Origin of the sequence: Stenotrophomonas acidaminiphila (assembly GCF_001431595.1) — a bacterium.
In the GTDB taxonomy this organism is placed as follows: domain Bacteria; phylum Pseudomonadota; class Gammaproteobacteria; order Xanthomonadales; family Xanthomonadaceae; genus Stenotrophomonas; species Stenotrophomonas acidaminiphila.
This window is the reverse complement of the sequence record NZ_LDJO01000022.1, coordinates 49,734-68,785: the sequence shown is the minus strand read 5'-3', so window position 1 is coordinate 68,785 and position 19,052 is coordinate 49,734. Positions and strand designations below refer to the sequence as shown.

The 19,052-nt window shown below is 57.8% G+C and carries 19 protein-coding genes; 9 read left to right on the top strand and 10 right to left on the bottom strand.

The annotated features are described in order from the left end of the window. Positions 1–26: 26 nt before the first annotated feature. Genes ABB33_RS07000 through ABB33_RS18525 form a run of 4 tightly spaced genes read right to left on the bottom strand, consistent with a single transcriptional unit; the run spans position 27 to position 2,510 of the window. Positions 27–503, bottom strand: a complete 477-nt coding sequence (locus tag ABB33_RS07000) for a hypothetical protein (protein WP_056931638.1) — start codon at positions 501–503, stop codon at positions 27–29. Next, on the bottom strand, positions 500–1,867 hold the full coding sequence (locus ABB33_RS06995) for a recombinase family protein (protein WP_056931637.1): 1,368 nt from the start codon (positions 1,865–1,867) through the stop codon (positions 500–502). The genes ABB33_RS07000 and ABB33_RS06995 overlap by 4 nt, the downstream gene beginning before the upstream one ends. Beyond that, positions 1,864–2,325, bottom strand: coding sequence for a DUF2924 domain-containing protein (locus ABB33_RS06990; RefSeq protein ID WP_082595021.1), 462 nt, complete (start codon positions 2,323–2,325; stop codon positions 1,864–1,866). Before ABB33_RS06990 ends, ABB33_RS06995 begins: the two co-directional genes overlap by 4 nt. Then, complete coding sequence (locus tag ABB33_RS18525) at positions 2,322–2,510, bottom strand: hypothetical protein (RefSeq protein WP_152984995.1); 189 nt, start codon at positions 2,508–2,510, stop codon at positions 2,322–2,324. The genes ABB33_RS06990 and ABB33_RS18525 overlap by 4 nt, the downstream gene beginning before the upstream one ends. Before the next feature lie 184 nt (positions 2,511–2,694). Between ABB33_RS18525 and ABB33_RS06985 the strand changes: the two genes are divergently transcribed. From ABB33_RS06985 to ABB33_RS06945, 9 genes are all read left to right on the top strand, one after another. Then, the gene (locus tag ABB33_RS06985) at positions 2,695–3,132 is read left to right on the top strand and encodes a thermonuclease family protein (protein WP_211260866.1); all 438 of its coding nucleotides are present in this window, start codon (positions 2,695–2,697) and stop codon (positions 3,130–3,132) included. An 89-nt stretch (positions 3,133–3,221) separates the two neighbouring features. Beyond that, on the top strand, positions 3,222–3,455 hold the full coding sequence (locus tag ABB33_RS06980; protein ID WP_036235344.1) for a LexA family protein: 234 nt from the start codon (positions 3,222–3,224) through the stop codon (positions 3,453–3,455). A 35-nt stretch (positions 3,456–3,490) separates the two neighbouring features. Continuing rightward, complete coding sequence (locus ABB33_RS06975) at positions 3,491–4,279, top strand: hypothetical protein (protein ID WP_036235347.1); 789 nt, start codon at positions 3,491–3,493, stop codon at positions 4,277–4,279. Continuing rightward, the gene (locus ABB33_RS06970) at positions 4,269–6,407 is read left to right on the top strand and encodes a 7-cyano-7-deazaguanine synthase (protein ID WP_056931634.1); all 2,139 of its coding nucleotides are present in this window, start codon (positions 4,269–4,271) and stop codon (positions 6,405–6,407) included. Before ABB33_RS06975 ends, ABB33_RS06970 begins: the two co-directional genes overlap by 11 nt. Before the next feature lie 446 nt (positions 6,408–6,853). Beyond that, on the top strand, positions 6,854–7,057 hold the full coding sequence (mads1, locus tag ABB33_RS06965; RefSeq protein WP_056931633.1) for a methylation-associated defense system helix-turn-helix domain-containing protein MAD1: 204 nt from the start codon (positions 6,854–6,856) through the stop codon (positions 7,055–7,057). Next, positions 7,057–10,347: a helicase-related protein gene (locus ABB33_RS06960; RefSeq protein WP_056931632.1), complete on the top strand. Its 3,291-nt coding sequence runs from the start codon at positions 7,057–7,059 to the stop codon at positions 10,345–10,347. The genes mads1 and ABB33_RS06960 overlap by 1 nt, the downstream gene beginning before the upstream one ends. Then, positions 10,344–11,042, top strand: a complete 699-nt coding sequence (locus ABB33_RS06955; RefSeq protein WP_056931631.1) for a DUF4391 domain-containing protein — start codon at positions 10,344–10,346, stop codon at positions 11,040–11,042. Before ABB33_RS06960 ends, ABB33_RS06955 begins: the two co-directional genes overlap by 4 nt. 38 nt (positions 11,043–11,080) lie before the next feature. Continuing rightward, positions 11,081–13,093, top strand: a complete 2,013-nt coding sequence (locus tag ABB33_RS06950) for a site-specific DNA-methyltransferase (RefSeq protein WP_056931630.1) — start codon at positions 11,081–11,083, stop codon at positions 13,091–13,093. A 10-nt stretch (positions 13,094–13,103) separates the two neighbouring features. Continuing rightward, the gene (locus ABB33_RS06945; RefSeq protein ID WP_056931629.1) at positions 13,104–16,211 is read left to right on the top strand and encodes a type III restriction-modification system endonuclease; all 3,108 of its coding nucleotides are present in this window, start codon (positions 13,104–13,106) and stop codon (positions 16,209–16,211) included. A 57-nt stretch (positions 16,212–16,268) separates the two neighbouring features. On the opposite strand, the gene ABB33_RS18520 is transcribed toward ABB33_RS06945, so the two are convergent. The 6 genes from ABB33_RS18520 to ABB33_RS06925 form a co-directional block, all read right to left on the bottom strand. Continuing rightward, positions 16,269–17,009 carry a hypothetical protein gene (locus ABB33_RS18520; RefSeq protein ID WP_152984994.1) on the bottom strand — a complete coding sequence of 247 codons (741 nt, stop codon included), beginning with the start codon at positions 17,007–17,009 and terminating at the stop codon, positions 16,269–16,271. A 132-nt stretch (positions 17,010–17,141) separates the two neighbouring features. After that, the gene (locus tag ABB33_RS18515) at positions 17,142–17,378 is read right to left on the bottom strand and encodes a DUF2924 domain-containing protein (RefSeq protein WP_152984993.1); all 237 of its coding nucleotides are present in this window, start codon (positions 17,376–17,378) and stop codon (positions 17,142–17,144) included. Positions 17,379–17,476: 98 nt separating this feature from the next. Then, positions 17,477–17,974 carry a hypothetical protein gene (locus ABB33_RS06940; protein ID WP_056931628.1) on the bottom strand — a complete coding sequence of 166 codons (498 nt, stop codon included), beginning with the start codon at positions 17,972–17,974 and terminating at the stop codon, positions 17,477–17,479. Beyond that, positions 17,971–18,480 (bottom strand): lysozyme, encoded by a 510-nt coding sequence (locus tag ABB33_RS06935; RefSeq protein WP_056931627.1) that lies wholly within the window; start codon positions 18,478–18,480, stop codon positions 17,971–17,973. The genes ABB33_RS06940 and ABB33_RS06935 overlap by 4 nt, the downstream gene beginning before the upstream one ends. After that, on the bottom strand, positions 18,477–18,698 hold the full coding sequence (locus ABB33_RS06930; protein WP_056931626.1) for a DUF7940 domain-containing protein: 222 nt from the start codon (positions 18,696–18,698) through the stop codon (positions 18,477–18,479). Before ABB33_RS06930 ends, ABB33_RS06935 begins: the two co-directional genes overlap by 4 nt. Beyond that, positions 18,695–19,000, bottom strand: coding sequence for a DUF6127 family protein (locus ABB33_RS06925; RefSeq protein WP_056931625.1), 306 nt, complete (start codon positions 18,998–19,000; stop codon positions 18,695–18,697). Before ABB33_RS06925 ends, ABB33_RS06930 begins: the two co-directional genes overlap by 4 nt. Between the last annotated feature and the right edge of the window lie 52 nt (positions 19,001–19,052).

Genomic DNA, 19,052 nt, shown 5'->3' with positions numbered 1-19,052 from the left:
CGAGAAATATTTCTGCGAGACCCCCGCTACCCGAGGGACGCGATCAACCGGCGTTGCTCATTCCAGTCCAAGGGCACCTTGGCCCGCAGGATGGCTTCCAAAGACACTGCCCGAGGCAGCCGTCCTTCGTAGGCGGCCTGGATGATGTCGGGGGCGAGAAGCGCCAGCCGCAGCAGATCGTTGACCGTGGAACGGTGGATACACTCCCGTTCAGCGATCTCGGTGCCGCTGGCCACCGTCCCGTTGTCGATCAACTGCTGCCAGTAGATGCCGCGCCCCAGTGCCTTGAGTAGCGGGCGATCCTGTTCGGGGGTGAGCACCGGGGTATCGGTGACGGCAATCGGCTGGCTGACGCCTTCCGGTGCGACGATCACCTTCTTGATGCCGCGCTTCTTGAAATGGAAGGGCACGAAAGTCGTGATCCGGACACCGCCGCCCTCCAGCGGGTGGCGGCGCTCGTGGGGTTTGCCATCGCCGACCAGCTTCTTGGACGAGCGGTTCATGGGGCCACCTCCATTTCCAGCAGCTCGCCCCCAATGCTGTCCGCCTGCAACTCACCGGCCAGCTCCCGCCATCCCGACTCGCGCCAGACGATGTCGACACCATCGGAGAGGAGCTGGACGCGCTCGATCAGCAGGTTGACCAGCCGCACCTGCTCAGCGGGGAACAACTGCTTCCAGACCTCCCCGAGGCGGCGCATGGCCAGCACGGTGGTCGGCTCGTCGATCTCCGGATACCTGCCGCGCACCGTGTTCCAGACCCCTTGGATGCTTTCGGGCGACTGGAGCGCACCCACCAGCAGGTTCACCACCACTTCCTCGATCTGGTCGGCCGGGATCATCCCGGTGGCGCTGCTGCGGTAGCCGTAGCGGCTGTCCGCCTTGGGGATGTAGTAGCGGTACTTCTTGCCCGAGGGCTTCTTGCTGTAGGTGATGTGGTACTTGCCACCATCAGTGCCGTACATCAGGCCGCGCAACAACGCGTCGGTCTTGTGCCGGGTCTGGGTCTTGCCCATGCGCTGGTGCGCGTCCTCAGACAAAATGTTCTGCACCCGATCCCACAACTGACGGGTGATGATCGGCTCGTGCTGTCCAGCAAACACCGTCCCCTTGTGGCGGATTTCGCCAACGTAGATCGGATTGCGCAGCACCTTGGAGATGTACTTCTTGTCCATCGGCGTGCCGTTGCGCACGCTGCCGTCCTTCAGCCGGTTGGGCTTGGTGGTGATTCCCTCCAGGGCCATCTCGCGGATGATGTCCGTGATGCAGCGCGTTTCGGTGAAGCGGGTGAAGATGCGCCGGATGGTCTCGGCATCCTTCTCCTCGATGACCAGCTTGCGGTCTTTGACCTCGTAGCCCAGCGGGGTGTAACCGCCCATCCACAGGCCCTTGCGCTTGCTGGCGGCGATCTTGTCGCGGATGCGCTCGCCGGTGACCTCGCGCTCGAACTGGGCGAAGGACAGCAGGATGTTCAACATCAGCCGCCCCATCGACGTGGTGGTGTTGAATTGCTGGGTGACCGACACGAACGACACCTTGTGGCGCTCGAAGACGTCCACCAGCTTGGCAAAGTCGGTCAGGCTGCGTGTCAGGCGGTCGATCTTGTAGACGACCACGATGTCGATCTGGTCGGCGATGATGTCGGCCATCAGGCGCTTCAAGGCCGGGCGCTCCATGTTGCCGCCCGAGTACCCCCCGTCGTCGTAGTCGTCGCCCACCGGCAACCAGCCCTCGGCGCGCTGGCTCACGATGTAGGCTTGGCCTGCCTCGCGCTGGGCGTCGAGGGAGTTGAAGGACTGGTCGAGGCGCTCGTCCGTGGAGACGCGGGTGTAGACCGCGCAGCGCTTCTTGGTCACGACGGCGTTCATTTGGCACCTCGCTTCTGTTTGTTCTTGGTGATTCCGAAAAACAGCGGCCCTGACCACTGGGTGCCGGTGATGTGGCGGGCGACTCCCGACAAGCTCTTGAAGCGGCGGCCTTCGTATTCAAAGGAGCCGTCCGCCTGCGCGGTGACGCGGTGTTCGCGGTTGTCGAATTCCCGCACCAGCACCGTGCCGGGAATGACCTGGACTTCGACGCCGCGCTGCGTCTTGATGTTGGATTGAGCTTCGCCGATCCGTGCCATTTGCGTCTGCACGAGCAGCGTGGTGCCCAGTGCCTCCTCCTGAATCTTGTAGGCGACGCGGCCTTCGACATAGGCCCGGTTATGGTGGGGTGGTCGCTGCGGGAAATACTTGTCCCAAACCGCCCACAAATCTTTCATGGCCAGTTTGGGCAGATTGGCGATTTGCGCCGCCAGAGAGGGTGGTGTTATTGGTGCGTTCACTTGAAAACTCCTTCTGCAGAGGGGTTTGTATGAACGCGCTCGGGTGCCGAGAAGCCAAGTGAAATATCGCTGTCTTGTGGACGCGTGGAATGCAAGCGCGCGATGGCGGCCGCGATGATTTCTGCGGCCTCGCGTGCCCGTTGTCGCGGGGACATCAATTCAGGGAGTGTTTGTTCGACGGTCATTTCGGTAGCCAGTAAAGTTGTCAGACCGTTACGAAGAATATGCACACAGGGCGGTCGGGGTATCCCGTTTCAGCGTGCATCAGATAGGGAGAGCGAGATTTCGAGGAGATTTTTCTGGGCGACGTTGATCGCCCTGGCGGCGTGGAGTGCCAGGGCGGAGACCATCACTGGTCGAGTGGTTGGCGTGGCCGACGGCGACACGGTCACCGTCCTCGATGCGGATAGGACGCAGCACAAGATCCGGGTGGCAGGGATCGATGCGCCGGAGAAGAAGCAGGCATTCGGGCAGCGATCCAAGGCGTCGATGTCCGACCTCGTGTTCGGCAAAGACGTCGTCGTGATGAGCAGCAAGCGCGACCGCTACGGGCGGCTTGTTGGCAAGGTACTGGTCGCCGACCCCTCCTGCACCGCACGCACGTGTCCGAAGACACTGGACGCAGGGCTGGCACAGATCACAACCGGGATGGCTTGGTGGTACCGCCAGTACGCACGGGAGCAGTCCGCCGAGGATGCCGGTGCCTACGAGTTCGCTGAGCAGGAGGCGCGCGGCCGCCACGCCGGGCTGTGGCGCGATGCCGATCCGATAGCCCCTTGGGACTGGCGTCGCTCCTCGCGCCCGTAGTCAGGCCAGAGATTTTCTGCGTTGGGTCGCCTCCATTGACCTGATGTTCATCAGGTCATATATTGTCCAAATCGGCGAGGAGCAATGCCATGAGCAAGCGAAAGACCGAAGGCATTACGGAGCCGCAGGCAAGAACGCTGAGGGCGATTTGCCAAATCCTCGACAACACGGGCCTGCCGCCCACCGTCAAGGAATTGGCCGAAGCCCTGGGCATCAGCCACGCCAGCGCTCATGAACAAATCGCGCAGTTGGTACGCAAGGGGTATTTGAGGAAAGAAGAAAAAAAGGCACGGAGCATCGTGATCGTGAAGCGCAACGAATGACCGCGATGCTTTGATTTCAACAAGGGGAATCCTGGATGGGACACGTTCGGCTCGGGGTACTGCCAAGAACGAAGGCGTGGAAGGAGGTCGTCGAACTGATCGCCGCCGGTGCTGACGTCTCCCAAATCGCCAATGCCACCATCACGGCGGCCGAAAAGGCCTTCTCCTTCGTGATGGACGATGTGGGCTACACCGAGGCCGTTTGGCTGATGACCCAGATGGCCATTGCCGCCAAGAAGCCCGATATCCACCAGCACCTTGCGGCAGCGGGCATCCATCTACCTGCCGACCCCTCCCTCATCGATGTGACCACGGCGATCACCGAAGCACTGGATCGGCGCGTAGAGGGCAATGGCCAGCGATCCGACCTCGGAGGCCTTGCCAATCGGGCCATCGTCGGTGCCGTCAACGATGTCCTCGCGCCCAAACTGCAATCGCTCTTTTCGTCCGACCCGGACACGATGCGGGCGGCGCTCGCAGACTTGGGAAAGCCGAAGGAGTTTGGCGACTTCTCCCGGCGATTCTTTGCCCGGCTGGCCAATGAAGGGCTGCAGTATTTCCTGAGCAAGGTCGTGAACACCCAGCTTGGCGATGGAATGCGCTTTGCGACGATGAATCAGTCGGCCCAGTTCAATGCGGCTCTGGAGACCCACACCCGAGAGGCGTCGGTCATCGTCGAGAAGTTTTCAAGTGAATGGTTCTCAAAACACCGGTTTCATGAGGGCGGTGATATTTCCAGAAAATCGTCGGACGGATTCGCAGGCTATGCGCTGAAAAAGATGAAGGACGAGTTGAAAGCGGGGGCGCGCAGCGATGCAAGGTAAGCGATACGTTCTGTGCGGCAACGCGTCCGCAAAAGGCATCAGCGAAGATCCCTCGCGCGATCTGCGGCTGCGGCTCTCCGGCAAGGCCGGGCACGGCAACATCACCCTGCGCATCGAAGACGTCCACACCAAAATGTTTCGTGGCGTTCCGCCGCTGTTTCACGACCTGCTGGAGATCGCCACCTACGTCTACAGCGCTGATCAGGTGGTCAGACGCGGTGCGGACGATGTCGATTCCTTTGGTGATGGCTGGCGGCGCGACCTGCACTTCGTGGTTCCGGTGCGCAATCCCGATTTTTGGAACAGTGCGGAGGTGCAGGAACCGCTGTGCTCGACGCTCGGGTTCCTGTCCGACGACCAGTACCAGTTCGACTTCGTCAAACTCGACCAGGATCACCAGTTCCAGGAGTACCTCGAGTTCAATGACACCCAGCAGATGTACGGGATGCCGGAGCAGGTGGTGATGTTCTCCGGCGGACTGGACTCTCTTGCCGGTGCCATCGATGAGGTTGTGAACCAGAAGCGGCGCGTGCTCTTGGTCACCCACAAGTCGACCTCCAAGCTCAACAAGCGACACCGCGTACTCGAAGAGATGCTGGCCGCGAAAGCAGGCGACAACGTGCCGCACCGCATTACCGTTCGCGTCCACAAGACCAAAGAACTGAACCACGAGTACACCCAGCGCAGCCGGTCGTTCCTGTACGTCTCCATCGGCGCGACGATTGCCCGGATGCTCAACCTCAAGAGTGTCCGCTTCTACGAGAACGGCGTGATCAGCCTGAATCTTCCGGTGTGCGCTCAGGTGGTCGGCGGCCGTGCCACAAGGACAACGCACCCTAGAGTGATGAAAGGCTTCCAAGACCTGCTTTCATTGGTGGCAGGTGAGCCCTTCGCAGTCGAGAACCTCTACATCTGGAAAACGAAGGCGGACGTCGTCAAGGTCATTACGGACGCTGGTTGCCACGACCTGATCAAGCATTCGATGACCTGCACCCACACCTGGGAGATGACGAACCAGCACACCCACTGCGGAGGCTGCTCGCAATGCATCGACCGCCGATTTGCTGTTCTCGCTGCCAAGTCTGACCAGCACGATCCGGCCGAACACTACAAGTTCGACGTGTTCACCCAGAGCCGCGATGCCCAAGATCAGAAGAAGAACGTGGACAAGATCATGGCGGCAGCCTATCTAGAGCGAGCCAATCAGGTGAAAGGCCTCACGGACGTGGCGCAGTTCGTCACCAGCTACCCCGACGTGGGCCGGGTCTTCAAGTATCTGAACTACGACAAAGCTGGGCAGGCTGCACAGCGGGTGTTCGATCTCTACAAGCGGCATGCCAACGAGGTGATGGGGGCATTGGATGATCTGCTCAGTCGCTACAGCAAGGAGATTCGTGAACGCACGCTCCCAGGCGACTGCCTGCTTCGGACGGCCTATGAGTCCGGTTCGGTGGTCTCGATGCCCGCCGTGGTCTCGGCCGAGAAGCTGCCAGACAACATCTTCCGAAAGCGCGGTGGTGTCTGGGAGGCACGTTTTCAAGGTCGGGGACGACACACCATCCTGATCCAGGGCGTCGACAAGGGGGCCGAGTACATCAACCTGTTGCTGGCGTTCCCGGATCGGGAGACATCGGTCTATGAGATTGCTGTTGGAAGCGCGGCCAACGCCATTGATCTGCCTGCCAACACCGGGGTGGCCCCGGAAGATATTGAGGAGGGCTTCCAAGTAACCCAAGGCGTTCCTCTGGGCGATGCGGGAGACGTCGCAGACAGGCAAGCCCTACGCGAGTGGCAGCAGCGAGCCCGCGAGCTGCTGGGCGAGATTGAGGAGGCTCGCGATGCCGGTGACCACGCCCGCATCGAGGAGATCGAGGAGGAAATGGCTTTCCTGACCAAAGCGATGGAAGGTGGCAAAGGCCTCGGAGGGCGGCAACGCAAGGCTGGGGACAAGCGGAAGAACGTCCGGGACGCCTTCCGCAACGCCGTCGACCGTGCCATCAAGCAGATTGCGAAGTACGACAAGGCGCTGGCAGAACACCTAGACAACAGCATCAAGCGTGGCGACGTGGTGGGCTACCGACCCGAGTCGCCGATCACCTGGGATGTTCGGCCCATCGTGAACGGGTAGCCTGTTCCAGGGGCGGGTCGCCTGCGTGAAGGCAGCTTCCGTGACGAACAAGCAGCCGGAAACCCGCGCCAGTGTTGGTTCAGGTGCGGAGTCCTCCTCCGCAGAAACAGAGAATGGGCGGGAACTGAGAACGAAAAACCGCCCGACACGGGGCTGTCCGGGGCGGCGGCGTCCGTCGCAGCAAGGCCCGAACCCGCGCCAACACTGGTGGGAACGGGCGAAAAAAAACCAACCGAGAATGGTTGGTTTTTGGGTAAGTGGTGGCGGAGCACGGAACCGAACCCGCGTCCGCAATCCGAGCCAGATAGCAACGCATTGGCCTTGAGGGCGTGGATTCGACGATTTGGCCGTTCTTTTCTTCGCCTAGCCTCTGGCCTAGTTCGCCGTCATATGGGAGAATTGGCAACTCTTGGCAATCCCTATTCATCATCGGCAAAGGCGAGACGATGGCAGACCCGGAAGGTGAAATCCTGACCCTAGACGAGGTGGCCGCCTACTTGAAGGCTGGCAAGCGCACCGTCTACCGCCTCGCGGCCGAAGGCAAGCTTCCCGCATTCAAGCTCGGCGGAACGTGGCGCTTCCGCCGCAGCGACCTGGATGAGTGGATTGCCGCCAAGCTGACCAACAAAGATTCGGGGGCAAGCGACTGATGGAACTGATCGACAACATCAGCAGGTTGCTTGGCGACGATCTCAAGCAGACCCTCCGGCCAGGTGCGCGCCTGAAGGTTGCGGCCTCGTGCTTTTCCATGTACGCCTTCGAGGCGCTGAAAGCCGAGCTGGAAAAGATTGACGAGCTGGACTTCATCTTCACCTCGCCTACTTTTGTTGCCAACGAGGTCACCGACAAGATTCGCAAAGAGCGGAAGGAATTCCACATCCCCAAGCTCGACCGTGAGCGCAGCCTCTACGGCAGCGAGTTTGAAATCCAGCTGCGCAATAAGCTCACCCAGAGGGCGGTGGCCAAGGAGTGCGCCGAGTGGATACGGCGCAAGGCTAAATTCAAGAGCAACCGCACCAAAGCGCCGATGCAGCAGTTCGCCTGCGTGCAGGCTGGCGGCACCGACACGGCATATATGCCCCTGCACGGGTTCACGGCTGTCGATCTCGGTTACCAGCAAGGCAATGCGGTATCCAACCTCGTCAACAAGATGGACGAGGCACCATTTGCCGCCACGTACCTGAGCCTATTCGATCAGATCTGGAACGACCCCGAAAAGCTGGAGGACGTGACAGCGCAGATTTGCGAGCACATCGCCTCGGTCTACCAAGAGAACTCACCCGAGAGCATCTACTTCCTGATGCTCTACAACATCTTCAACGAGTTCCTAGACGACATCGACGAAGACGTCCTGCCCAACGACCGCACCGGCTACCAGGACACGCTGATCTGGAACAAGCTCTTCAACTACCAGAAGGATGCTGCCACAGGGATCATCAACAAGCTGGAAACCTACAGCGGCTGCATCCTTGCCGACAGCGTCGGCTTGGGCAAGACCTTCACCGCGCTGGCCGTCATCAAGTATTACGAGCTGCGAAACCGGTCAGTGCTGGTGCTCTGCCCCAAGAAGCTGGCGGACAACTGGCTGAACTACAACCGCAACCTCAAGACCAACATCTTCGCCCGCGACCGGTTCAACTACGACGTCCTCTGCCACACGGATCTGTCCCGCACCAGCGGCGAGTCCTTTGGTACCCCGCTGAACCGCATCAACTGGGGCAACTACGACCTCGTCGTCATCGACGAGTCGCACAACTTCCGCAACAACGACGCCTACAAAGACAAGGAAACGCGCTACCAGAAGCTAATGCGCAAGGTGATTCAGGAAGGGGTCAAGACCAAGGTGCTGATGTTGTCGGCCACGCCAGTCAACAACCGCTTTACTGACTTGCGCAACCAACTGGCGCTGGCCTACGAAGGCGACTCCGAAAACCTCACAAAAAAACTGCGCACGGACAGAAGCGTTGAGGAGATTTTCCGAGGCGCACAAGCAGCCTTCAATGCGTGGTCGAAGCTCCCCCCGGAAGAACGTACCGCGCGTGCGATCCTCGACTCACTGGACTTCGACTTCTTCGAGCTGCTCGACAGCGTCACCATCGCACGCTCGCGTAAGCACATCCAGACCTTTTACGACACCAAGGACATCGGTCAATTTCCGGAGCGCCGCAAACCGCTGTCGTTTCACTGCCCGTTGACCGAGCGGTCGGACGTGTTGGGCTTCAACGAAATTTTCGAGCAACTCTCACTGCTCAAGCTGGCCGTATATGCGCCCATCAGCTACATCCTGCCCAGCCGTCTGAAGAAGTACGAGGAGATCTACGACACCAAGGTAGGCGGCAAGGGCACGCTGCGCCAAGCCGACCGCGAAAAGAGCCTGCAGGCCCTGATGACGGTCAACCTGCTCAAACGGCTTGAAAGTTCGGTGCAGTCGTTCCGGCTAACGCTGCAATCACTGCGAGCCAACAACGAAGCCACCCTCGCCAAGATCGCCGCGTTCAATCAATCCGGCGGCGCGGTCACGGTGGGCGACCTCACGGAAGTGCTGGAAGGGCTGGATGCAGAGGACGATGAGCTGCCCATGCCCAGCGACGAGGGCGGCGAGATCGGCAGCAAGATCAAGATCAGCCTCGCCGACATGGACTTGCCGTCCTGGGAGCACGAACTGAAGGTGGACTTACAGGTCATCGATGCCTTGCTGGCTTCGATGAACAAGATCACGCCGCAGGACGACGCCAAGTTACAGCACCTCAAAGCGCAACTGCTCGGCAAGATTGCAAACCCAATCAACCCCGGCAACAGGAAGGTGCTGATTTTCACAGCCTTTGCCGACACCGCTGATTACCTGTACGCCAACCTTGCGCCGGAGCTGCTGGCCACGCTCGCCATTCACACCGCCAAGGTCACCGGCAAGGGAGCGCCGCAGTCCACCATCAAGAGCAAAACTCAGAAGCGCAGCTATGACTTCCAGGAGCTGCTCACCCTGTTCTCCCCTCGCTCTAAAGAGAAGGCGGTGGTACTGCCGGACGAGCCGCACGAGGTGGATCTGCTGATCGGCACCGATTGCATCTCCGAAGGCCAGAACCTGCAGGACTGCGACTACCTGATCAACTACGACATCCACTGGAACCCAGTACGCATCATCCAGCGCTTTGGCCGGGTAGATCGCATTGGCTCGCCCAACAGCAGCATCCAGCTAGTCAATTACTGGCCCGACATTTCGCTCGACGAGTACATCAACCTCAAGGAGCGCGTTGAGAGCCGAATGATGATCGCTGACGTGACCGCCACAGGTGACGACAACGTGCTGTCTGCGCAGGCCAACGACGTGTCGTACCGCAAAGAGCAACTGCGTCGCCTGCAGGAGGAAGTCATCGAGCTGGAGGATTTGAAGACCGGCGTCTCTATCACTGACTTGGGCCTCAACGACTTCCGCATGGATTTGCTCAACTACGTCAAAGCCCACGGCGAACTGAGCAATGTGCCTAACGGGATGCACGCAGTGGTTCCCGCCAGACCCGAGATGGGCCTACGGCCGGGCGCGATCTTCACGCTGCGCAATCGCAATGCCGGGATCAACCTCAACCAGCACAACCGCCTGCATCCGTACTACCTCGTCTACATCAACCGCGAGGGAGAGGTCATTCATGACCACACCGAGGTGAAGCGCCTACTGGATCTGGTGCGCACCTGCTGCAAAGGCCAGGACAAACCCATCGTCGACGTGTGCCAGCGCTTCAATCAGGAAACGGCAGATGGCCGCCGGATGCAGCCCTACTCCGATCTGTTGGGCAAGTCCATCCGTTCGATGATCGAGGTAAAGGAAGAAAAGGATTTGGACAGCCTGTTCAGCGGTGGCAAGACCACGGCACTGACAGACACCATTTCCGGCCTGGACGACTTTGAACTCATTAGCTTTCTCGTGATTCAGGAGGCTGGATGAGTCAAGGAGCGACCGCACAAAAACCGGCGCTGATCGCCTACCCCAAGCAAGCTGCTTTCGGGCGCGTTCTGCCCAAGAACAAAATCTATGAGCACAGCGGGGCCAACACCCGGCTGAAGGAACTGTTCGTCGAGCAGGTCGAGCAGATCGTCTGGCAGTACAAGCTCGCCCCTGAGACGATCAACCTGCCTGCGCGGCCCGGTGTGCCGGAAATCCAGGTCTTCAGCATCCAGCTCAAGTCCACCGAGCTGCACGAAGACGTGCTCCGCTGCATTGATGGCGCAGTGCAGTTCCCTATCCTGTTTGAACTGAACCAAGGCCAGGGCGATCAGGCGAAAACGCGAGTAGTTGCGGCTTACAAGCGCCCGAGCGAAGCCGACGCCAGTCGCTGGGTGCTGTCCAGCTACTTCACCAGCAACTGGATGCCAGCGGCAACTGCCCGCACGGCTATGCCGCTGGCCCTCGACATGGCCCACCTGTACTCCGGTCTGCTGCAAGGCTTAATGCCGCTGCCAGCACGTCCGCAGGAAGCCTTGCCGGACTGGATTGCGCGTATCGAGCAGGCGGCAAGCAAGCGCCGCGAAGTCGAGAAAACCCAGGCGAGACTGGCTAAGGAAAAGCAATTTAACCGTAAGGTCGAGATCAACGCGACCTTGCGGCAACTGAAAACTGAACTTGAACAATTGAGCCGCTGAACCCCGATATCGGAAGCGCAGCGACTAGAGGATCGAACATGGACAAACTGAAAATGCACTCGCCCAATCTCACCCAAGACAACATTGCCCGTATCCGCGATCTGTTTCCGGGTTGCGTGACGGAAGCCAAGGGTGAAGACGGCAACGTGAAGCTGGCGGTGGATTTTGACCAGCTTCGCCAAGAGCTAGCCGATTCGATTGTTGAGGGTCCGCAGGAGCGCTACCACCTTAATTGGCCAGGCAAGCGCGAGGCACTGCTCACGGCAAATGCACCGATTGCAAAGACGCTCCGTCCAGTACGCACGACAAAAAATTCAAAAGGCGAACAAATTGAAGAGAGCGTCAACTTCGACACTACCAAAAATATCTTTATCGAGGGCGATAATCTCGACGCGCTGAAGCTGCTTCAGGAAACTTATCTTGGCAAAATCAAGATGGTCTATATCGACCCGCCGTACAATACGGGTAACGATTTTGTTTACGCCGACGACTTTGCAGACGAAGTCTCTGAATTTTTTCTCCGCTCAAATCAAGTGGATAGCAAAGGAAATCGCTTGACAGCCAATCCCGAAACAAGCGGGCGCTTTCACTCGGACTGGCTGTCCATGATGTATTCGAGACTAAAGTTGTCGCGCAACTTGCTGCGAGATGATGGACTCATCGTAATTCATATTGACGAGAATGAATATCCCAACTTGGAGAAGCTTCTGGCCGAAATATACGGCGAGAAGAATAATCTCGGAACTATTGTGTGGGATAAAAGAAATCCAAAAGGTGATGCCACCGGCGTCGCGCAGCAGCATGAACTAATTTGTATTTACTGCAAAGATCGAGAATTCTTCAAGGCGACCTGCGAGTTACAGCGTCCCAAAGAGAACGCGGGAAAAATGCTTGCAAAAGCCAAGCAGATTCTTGGCAAGGAAGGCGGGGTCACTGAAAAAGCAAGGAAAGAATACAAAGACTGGGTAAACCAGCAAGATCTCACTGGGGGCGAAAAGGCATATAACCAAATCGATGACAATGGCGACGTCTTCCGTCCGGTTTCGATGGCGTGGCCGAATAAGAAAAAAGCACCGGAAGATTACTTCATCCCGCTAATTCATCCCGTAACAGGGAAGGAGTGCCCTGTTCCTGAGCGGGGATGGCGCAACCCTCCTGCAACAATGCAAGAACTCCTGAAGTCTGGGTTGATTATTTTCGGCTCAGACGAGAAGACGCAGCCGACGAGAAAATATCGGCTGAAAGATAATTTATTTGAAAACATCCCTTCGCTGCTTTACTACGGCGGCAGTGACGACGCCTTGCTTGCTGACCTCAGTATTCCTTTTGATACACCAAAACCGGTTCAGGTAGCAAAGAGACTAATTCAATCAATTTGCAAGAATGACGATATATTGATCGACTTCTTCGCTGGCTCGTGCACGGCGGCGCATGCACTTATGCTTTTGAATGCAGAAGATGGGGCAAATCGCCGATTCATAATGGTTCAATTGCCCGAGGAATGTGACGAGAAGTCCGAGGCCAGAAAACTTGGATACTCAGTAGTTTCCGAGATTGGAAAAAATCGCATTCGGAGAGCGGCACAAAAAATTCGAGAAGAATTCTCAGACACCTTGCCTACGAGAAATACGGATCTTGACTTAGGATTCCGCCTACTTAAAGTTGATACATCGAACATGGCTGACGTCTACTACGCCCCCGATGCGCTGGACAAAGCCAATCTCGACTTGTTTGTCGACAATATCAAGCCTGACCGCACGGCGGAAGACTTACTGTTCCAGGTGATGATGGACTGGGGCGTTGATCTTGCGCTGCCGATTGCTAGGAAGTCCATTCAGGGCAAGGAGGTTTTCTTTGTCGATGACAACGCACTGGCCGCCTGCTTTGACGCACACGGCGGCATAGACGAAGCCTTCGTGAAGGAACTAGCCAAGAGCCAACCGCTGCGAGTGGTGTTCCGCGATGCTGGCTTCAAGGACAGCGCTATCAAGATCAACGTGGAGCAGATCTTCAAGCTTTTGTCGCCTGCCACCGAAGTGAAGTGCATTTGAGGAGGCTGCAATGAAGCTGAAATTCAAGACGCAGGCCTACCAGACAGCGGCCGTGCAAGCAGTAATCGACTGCTTCAAGGGACAGGTTCCGCATCACGGCGGCGTTCGCTACCGGCTCGATCCCGGCAGCCAGAAAGCAGCCCTAGCAGGCCCGCAAGGAGCGCTCGCGCTGGAAGCCGCTACGCATGAAGCCGCAGCGGAAAAGGAAGCGGCGTTCCGCAACGCCGACTTCAATTTGTCGGACACGGCGCTGCTCGAAAACATCAGAGCCGTGCAGCAGGGCCAGAACCTGCCGATATCGGACGCACTGGTTAAGACCAAAGTGGCCAAGGTTAACCTCGACGTCGAGATGGAAACAGGCACAGGCAAGACCTACTGCTACATCAAAACCATCTTTGAGTTGAACAAGCAATACGGATGGAGCAAGTTCATCATCGTGGTGCCCAGCATCGCCATCCGTGAAGGCGTGGCCAAGTCGCTGCAGATCACCTCCGAGCACTTCCTTGAAACGTATCAGAAGAAGGCACGCTTCTTTATCTACAACTCGAAGCAGCTGCACCACCTGGAGAGTTTTTCGTCGGACGCGGGGATCAACGTGATGGTGATCAACGTACAGGCCTTCGCCGCACGAGGAGCCGACAATCGCCGAATTTATGACGTGCTGGATGACTTCCAGTCGCGCAAGCCCATCGACGTGATCAGCGCCAACCGCCCCATCCTGATCCTGGATGAGCCTCAGAAGATGGAAGGCGCGGCGACGCTGAAGTCGCTGGAGGAGTTCAAGGCGTTGATGGTGTTGCGCTACTCGGCCACCCATAAGACCACGCACAACAAGATCCACCGCCTCGATGCGTTGGACGCTTACAACCAGAAGCTGGTGAAAAAAATCGCCGTGCGCGGCATCGCGGTGAAAGGGCTAGCGGGCACGGCTGGCTATATGTACTTGCAGTCCATCGAGATATCGAGCAAGAAGCCGCCCGAGGCGCGTGTGGAGTTCGAGCAGAAGCTGGCAGGCGGGAACATCAAGCGGGTGGTGAGGAAGCTCTCCAAAGGCGACAACCTGTTCGATCTGTCGAACGGGCTCGATCAGTACCGCGATGGCTTTGTCGTGGCCGATATCAACGCCAACTCCGACACCCTGAGCTTCACTAATGGGGTCGAACTAACCGTTGGGGATGCGACCGGTGACGTGACCGAGGCCGCGCTGCGCCGCATCCAGATCCGCGAGGCCATCAAGGCGCACTTCGACAAGGAACAAGCGCTGTTCCAACAGGGCGTGAAGGTACTCACGCTCTACTTCATTGACGAAGTGGTCAAGTACCGCGACTACGATTCACCGGACGAGAAAGGCGATTACGCCCGCATCTTCGAGGAGGAGTATCAGCTCTACCTCAACGAGGTGCTGGATCTGGATGAAACGCCGTACGTCAAGTACCTAAGAGGCATTTCTGCCGAAAAGACTCACAGCGGCTATTTCTCCATCGACAAGAAAAGCAAACGGCTGGCCGACCCCACGGTCGCGGCGCGTGGCGAGAACGCGGGGCTTTCCGACGACGTGGATGCCTACGACCTGATCCTGAAGGACAAGGAGCGACTGCTGTCATTCGCCGAGCCGGTGCGCTTCATCTTCTCCCATTCGGCACTTCGTGAAGGCTGGGACAACCCGAACGTGTTCGTGATTTGCGCTCTCAAGCACAGTGACAACACTATTTCCCGCCGTCAGGAGGTGGGACGTGGCTTGCGGCTGTCCGTAAACCAAAGCGGTGACAGGATGGATCACCCAGCCACGGTACACGATGTGAACGTGCTGACCGTGGTGGCAAGCGAGAGTTATAAGGACTTTGTCGCGGCGCTGCAGAGGGACATCAGCGAGTCGCTGTCGGCGCGTCCGCGAGTAGCGGACGAGGCCTTCTTCACCGGCAAGGTGCTGAAGACGGAGTCTGGCGATGTCGCGATCACACCGCAGCTCGCGAAGCAGATCTACAAGTACCTGCTTAAGCACGACTACACCGACGACGCTGATCGAATCACCAGCAAATACCACGAGGCGAAGAAGGACGGCGCGCTGGCTGCGTTGCCACCTGAGTTGGTGCCGCACGCGGAGCAGGTCTTCAAGCTGATCGACAGCGTTTTCAGCGAGAACCAGTTGCCCGAAATTGGCGACGACCGCAAGCCCAAAAAGAACCCGCTCAACGCAAACTTCGAGAAACAAGAGTTCACGGAACTTTGGAATCGGATCAACCGCAAGGCGGCATACAGCGTGGACTTCGACCACGACGAACTGGTGCAGAAAGCGGTCAAGACACTCAACGACAAAGATGCCGGGCTTCGTGTGACCCCGTTGCAATACACCATCCAGCACGGTGAACAGGCAGCTGCCGTGACCTACGATGGGATTAAGGGCGGCACTGCATTCGAATTGAAAGACTCTGAAACGGAAGATAACCGCGTCTCAATCCATTCAGCGGTCAGGTACGACCTGATCGGCAAGCTTGCAGAAGGCACCCAGCTAACAAGGCGCACGGTGACCGACATTCTGAAGGGACTTAACGCCGCAGTATTCGCGCAGTTCAAAACCAACCCGGAGAGCTTTATTGCCGAGGCGATTCGCCTGATCAACGAGCAGAAGGCTACCGTCATCATCGAGCATCTGGCCTACGATCCAGTCGAAGACAAGTTCGACCTCGACATCTTCACCGCCGGACAAACCAAGCAGGACTTCAGTAACGCGGTAAAGACACCCAAGCACCATATCTATGACTTCGTATTGCCTGACTCAGGCTCGAAGCCCGAGCGGGAATTTGCCGAAGCGTTGGAGGCCAGCGCTGAAGTCGTTGTGTATGCGAAGTTGCCACGCGGCTTTCTGATTCCAACACCTGTCGGTGACTACAACCCAGACTGGGCCATTTCATTCAAAGAAGGATCGGTGAAGCACATCTACTTCGTTGCTGAAACCAAGGGATCGATGTCGTCGATGGATCTGCGCGAAATCGAGAAAACCAAGATCAAATGTGCCCGTAAGTTCTTCGATGAGATGAACCGTCGCTTCGCACCGGAAAACGTTAAGTACGACGTAGTAGATAGCTTCGGTCGGCTGATGGAAGTGGTTAGGCAATAACAGTTGCCTACTTCATGGATGGTTGGCGCAAATCAAATCAAAACTTGCGCCAACCAATCAATAAATTCCGGTCAAAAAATCACTGTAGCTGAATTGTCCAATCCTAACGGGCGAGTTAATGGCCGCATAGGAAAATAGCGCAAGCCGGGATGCATTATCATTAAATACAGGCTTGGTTTGTCTTACGTTGTACGCGATGGTCATCCTCATTGCCGACTGATTGCATACAGCCAAAAGCAAGTTAAAATTTACGTAATCAACGGGATAGGGATTCCATTCCTGCAAAGGAGAGAAAGACCGTTTCAGTTCGATAGCCTCAATCGGCTCCCCTTCAGTGCTCAATCGAATAAGGTCAATGTCAGTCACCTTGATCGAGCCGAGGCTGCTCCGCTGCCAGTTATGATAAGCACTACTTGTGGCATCGTTGACACTTTTTCCGCAGGCTCCACTTTTGACCGGTAAACCTATCTTCTGGAACTCATCTTTAAGCTGATCTAAGGTGAGCTCGCAAGGTTGTTGTCCTGGCTTGCCAAAGCCGACTTTGTCAATGAAATTGGCTGAGTCGTCAAATTTAACGAAAAAGAGGGGGATGCCAGATTTTGAGGATATCTTCTTTGCTGCTTGAATGACATCTTTCTGAAGAGACCACGACTTTCCGAATGCCAAAACAAGAGCTCTTGGGGTGGCAGACTGATCACCGTAAATAAGCATCCAGGCATTTCCAGACACCCAAACAAATGGATGCTCCTGTTCGGATTCTAATAATTTATAGACAGCATTTGTTTTATAGTAGCCCACTGACATCATCCCTTGAAGCATGCACCTCAACCCGGTGCAAATTAGATTGAAAGGATGGCTGTCCGGCCAACCTGATGATTGAAATTCTGATTTCTTAGTCCGCGCCGTTCCTTGCACGAAAATTGCAGAATTCTATTTTCGAGGGCGTTGTTTTTTCAGGCCCCAATAGGTCCAGCCATTAGCTGCCGCGCCAGATAAAGCTTGTGCCGCAGAAGACAACGAGGGATAAACCTTATCGCCAACTCGCAGAGAGATAGCACCACTCTTTTTATCTACAGAAACCACCTCTGCTTCAGCATGCCCAGGTTTTTTCCGGTACTGGTGGATAAGCCTGTCGCCTACTCGAGGCCATTGTCTATCTTGATCCATCGTTGCTTTTCCTTACCACAATCGCACAGCATAGATCATACTGCTTGAGTAGCTCTTCGAGCTACCAGCGTTAGTGCAGGTAGTTGTCCAGCAGCATTTCAATGTCTGGCAGACACCATCTCTTTGGCCCACGCCTGAAACGCCCTCAGTTGCTCGGCGTTTTCGTGACAGCTCTGGTAGTTGGCGGCAAGGGTTCCGGCGACGGCAGAGAGCGCAATGCCTGCGGCGGCCGCATCAGCATCTCTGGCGGGCTCGGGCAGCTCACCGGCGGCGGCAGCGTCGTGCAGGCGCACAAAGCCACGGTTGATAGTGCAAGCAGCATCGGCTTGAACGGGCACATAGACGGGAATTTCCTTGATGATGGTGTCGCCCTTCTCGCGGACGACGCGGACGCGGTCGACGTACTGGGTGACGACCTTGACGGTGGCTTGCGCCTGCCGCTCGCGGGCGGCGGCGGTCTGTAGGGCTTGTTGCTGGATGGCGGCATCCCATTGCGCTTGAACGTGGCTCGCCCCCTTGATCCAGCCAAAGCCAACCAGGGCGACGCCGAGCGCCGCAAAGGCCAACAGTCGGTATGGCCACGGAATCACGCTCACGACGCCTCTCCGATGCACTGCCGGTATTCGACTTCTCGCCGTGTAGCCAGCCCGCCGCACAGCCGCGCGTTGGTGGGCAGCGCGCAGTCTTTGCCCTGGAAGAAGCGCCAGCGCAGCAGCTCGGCACAGGCTCCCACGTAGTCCTCGGCGTTGAGTTTTCTGACCAACGTGGACTGGCAGAACGCGCGGCTGCCGACGTTGTAAGAAAAGCTCACCAACGCGTCGTATTCGTGCTGGGCCAGCGGCACGGTTACGCATTGCTTGAGCGCGCCTTCGAACTGCTGCACATCGGTGAGCGCCCGCGCCAGCGCCTTCGGCGGCGTGGTGGTGTCGCCCAGCTTTACCCCGGTGGTGGTGCCGAAGCCAATGGTCGGTACATCGCCCTTGACGGGGATCACTGCGCGATCGGTGTAGCCCTCGTGCAGCACGATACCGACCAGGGCAGCAGCGGACAGCGTCAGTCCGGCCACCGTCCTGCGCATCACGCGTGATGTTGGCCGGGTCATCGGTGCATCTCCGGCTGCGCCACGATGCGCGCGACGGTCGCGCCGATGCTGGCGACAAAGGCCAGCAGCACAAACGCGCCGCGCGGCAGTACGTCCCCGAACAGCGGTACCACCACTTCCGCCGCTGTGAAGGCAGCTGCCAGCAGAGAGAAGCGGATGCTCCAGGCCCGTCGTAACACGCGCCGCCAGTCATCAAGCAAGCAGATGCGAGGCTTCATTGCGCGCCTCCCATCAGCTTCAACTTGATGGCAGCTCCGACCAGCAGCGCGGCCAGCATGCCGGTGGTGATGACCTTCACGGCGGTCTGCCACGCGGTGCGGCGGGCATCACGCCACGCTTCCAGCAAGTCGCGCAATTCGCGGATGTCGCGGGCGGCGTGACCGTTTTCCAGCCCGAGATGGGCCAGCACCCGCTCTGCTCCACGTTCGGCGGCGTGGCTCAGCAGTTCATCGAAGTCCTCTTTGCGCAGCAGGAGCATGTTTTCCACAAGGGCGGCGGGTTGTTGTTCTTGGTCGGTCATTACAGGTCTCCAAAATGCAAAACCCGCCTCGTGGGCGGGTTCGGTGGTTGCG

Bases quoted from the DNA above. Each gene is read 5' to 3' on its own strand.
- ABB33_RS07000 (WP_056931638.1), bottom strand. From the start codon at position 503: ATGAACCGCTCGTCCAAGAAGCTGGTCGGCGATGGCAAACCCCACGAG.
- ABB33_RS06995 (WP_056931637.1), bottom strand. From the start codon at position 1,867: ATGAACGCCGTCGTGACCAAGAAGCGCTGCGCGGTCTACACCCGCGTC.
- ABB33_RS18525 (WP_152984995.1), bottom strand. From the start codon at position 2,510: ATGACCGTCGAACAAACACTCCCTGAATTGATGTCCCCGCGACAACGG.
- ABB33_RS06980 (WP_036235344.1), top strand. From the start codon at position 3,222: ATGAGCAAGCGAAAGACCGAAGGCATTACGGAGCCGCAGGCAAGAACG.
- ABB33_RS06975 (WP_036235347.1), top strand. From the start codon at position 3,491: ATGGGACACGTTCGGCTCGGGGTACTGCCAAGAACGAAGGCGTGGAAG.
- ABB33_RS06970 (WP_056931634.1), top strand. From the start codon at position 4,269: ATGCAAGGTAAGCGATACGTTCTGTGCGGCAACGCGTCCGCAAAAGGC.
- mads1 (WP_056931633.1), top strand. From the start codon at position 6,854: ATGGCAGACCCGGAAGGTGAAATCCTGACCCTAGACGAGGTGGCCGCC.
- ABB33_RS06960 (WP_056931632.1), top strand. From the start codon at position 7,057: ATGGAACTGATCGACAACATCAGCAGGTTGCTTGGCGACGATCTCAAG.
- ABB33_RS06955 (WP_056931631.1), top strand. From the start codon at position 10,344: ATGAGTCAAGGAGCGACCGCACAAAAACCGGCGCTGATCGCCTACCCC.
- ABB33_RS06950 (WP_056931630.1), top strand. From the start codon at position 11,081: ATGGACAAACTGAAAATGCACTCGCCCAATCTCACCCAAGACAACATT.
- ABB33_RS06945 (WP_056931629.1), top strand. From the start codon at position 13,104: ATGAAGCTGAAATTCAAGACGCAGGCCTACCAGACAGCGGCCGTGCAA.
- ABB33_RS18515 (WP_152984993.1), bottom strand. From the start codon at position 17,378: ATGGATCAAGATAGACAATGGCCTCGAGTAGGCGACAGGCTTATCCAC.
- ABB33_RS06935 (WP_056931627.1), bottom strand. From the start codon at position 18,480: ATGACCCGGCCAACATCACGCGTGATGCGCAGGACGGTGGCCGGACTG.
- ABB33_RS06930 (WP_056931626.1), bottom strand. From the start codon at position 18,698: ATGAAGCCTCGCATCTGCTTGCTTGATGACTGGCGGCGCGTGTTACGA.
- ABB33_RS06925 (WP_056931625.1), bottom strand. From the start codon at position 19,000: ATGACCGACCAAGAACAACAACCCGCCGCCCTTGTGGAAAACATGCTC.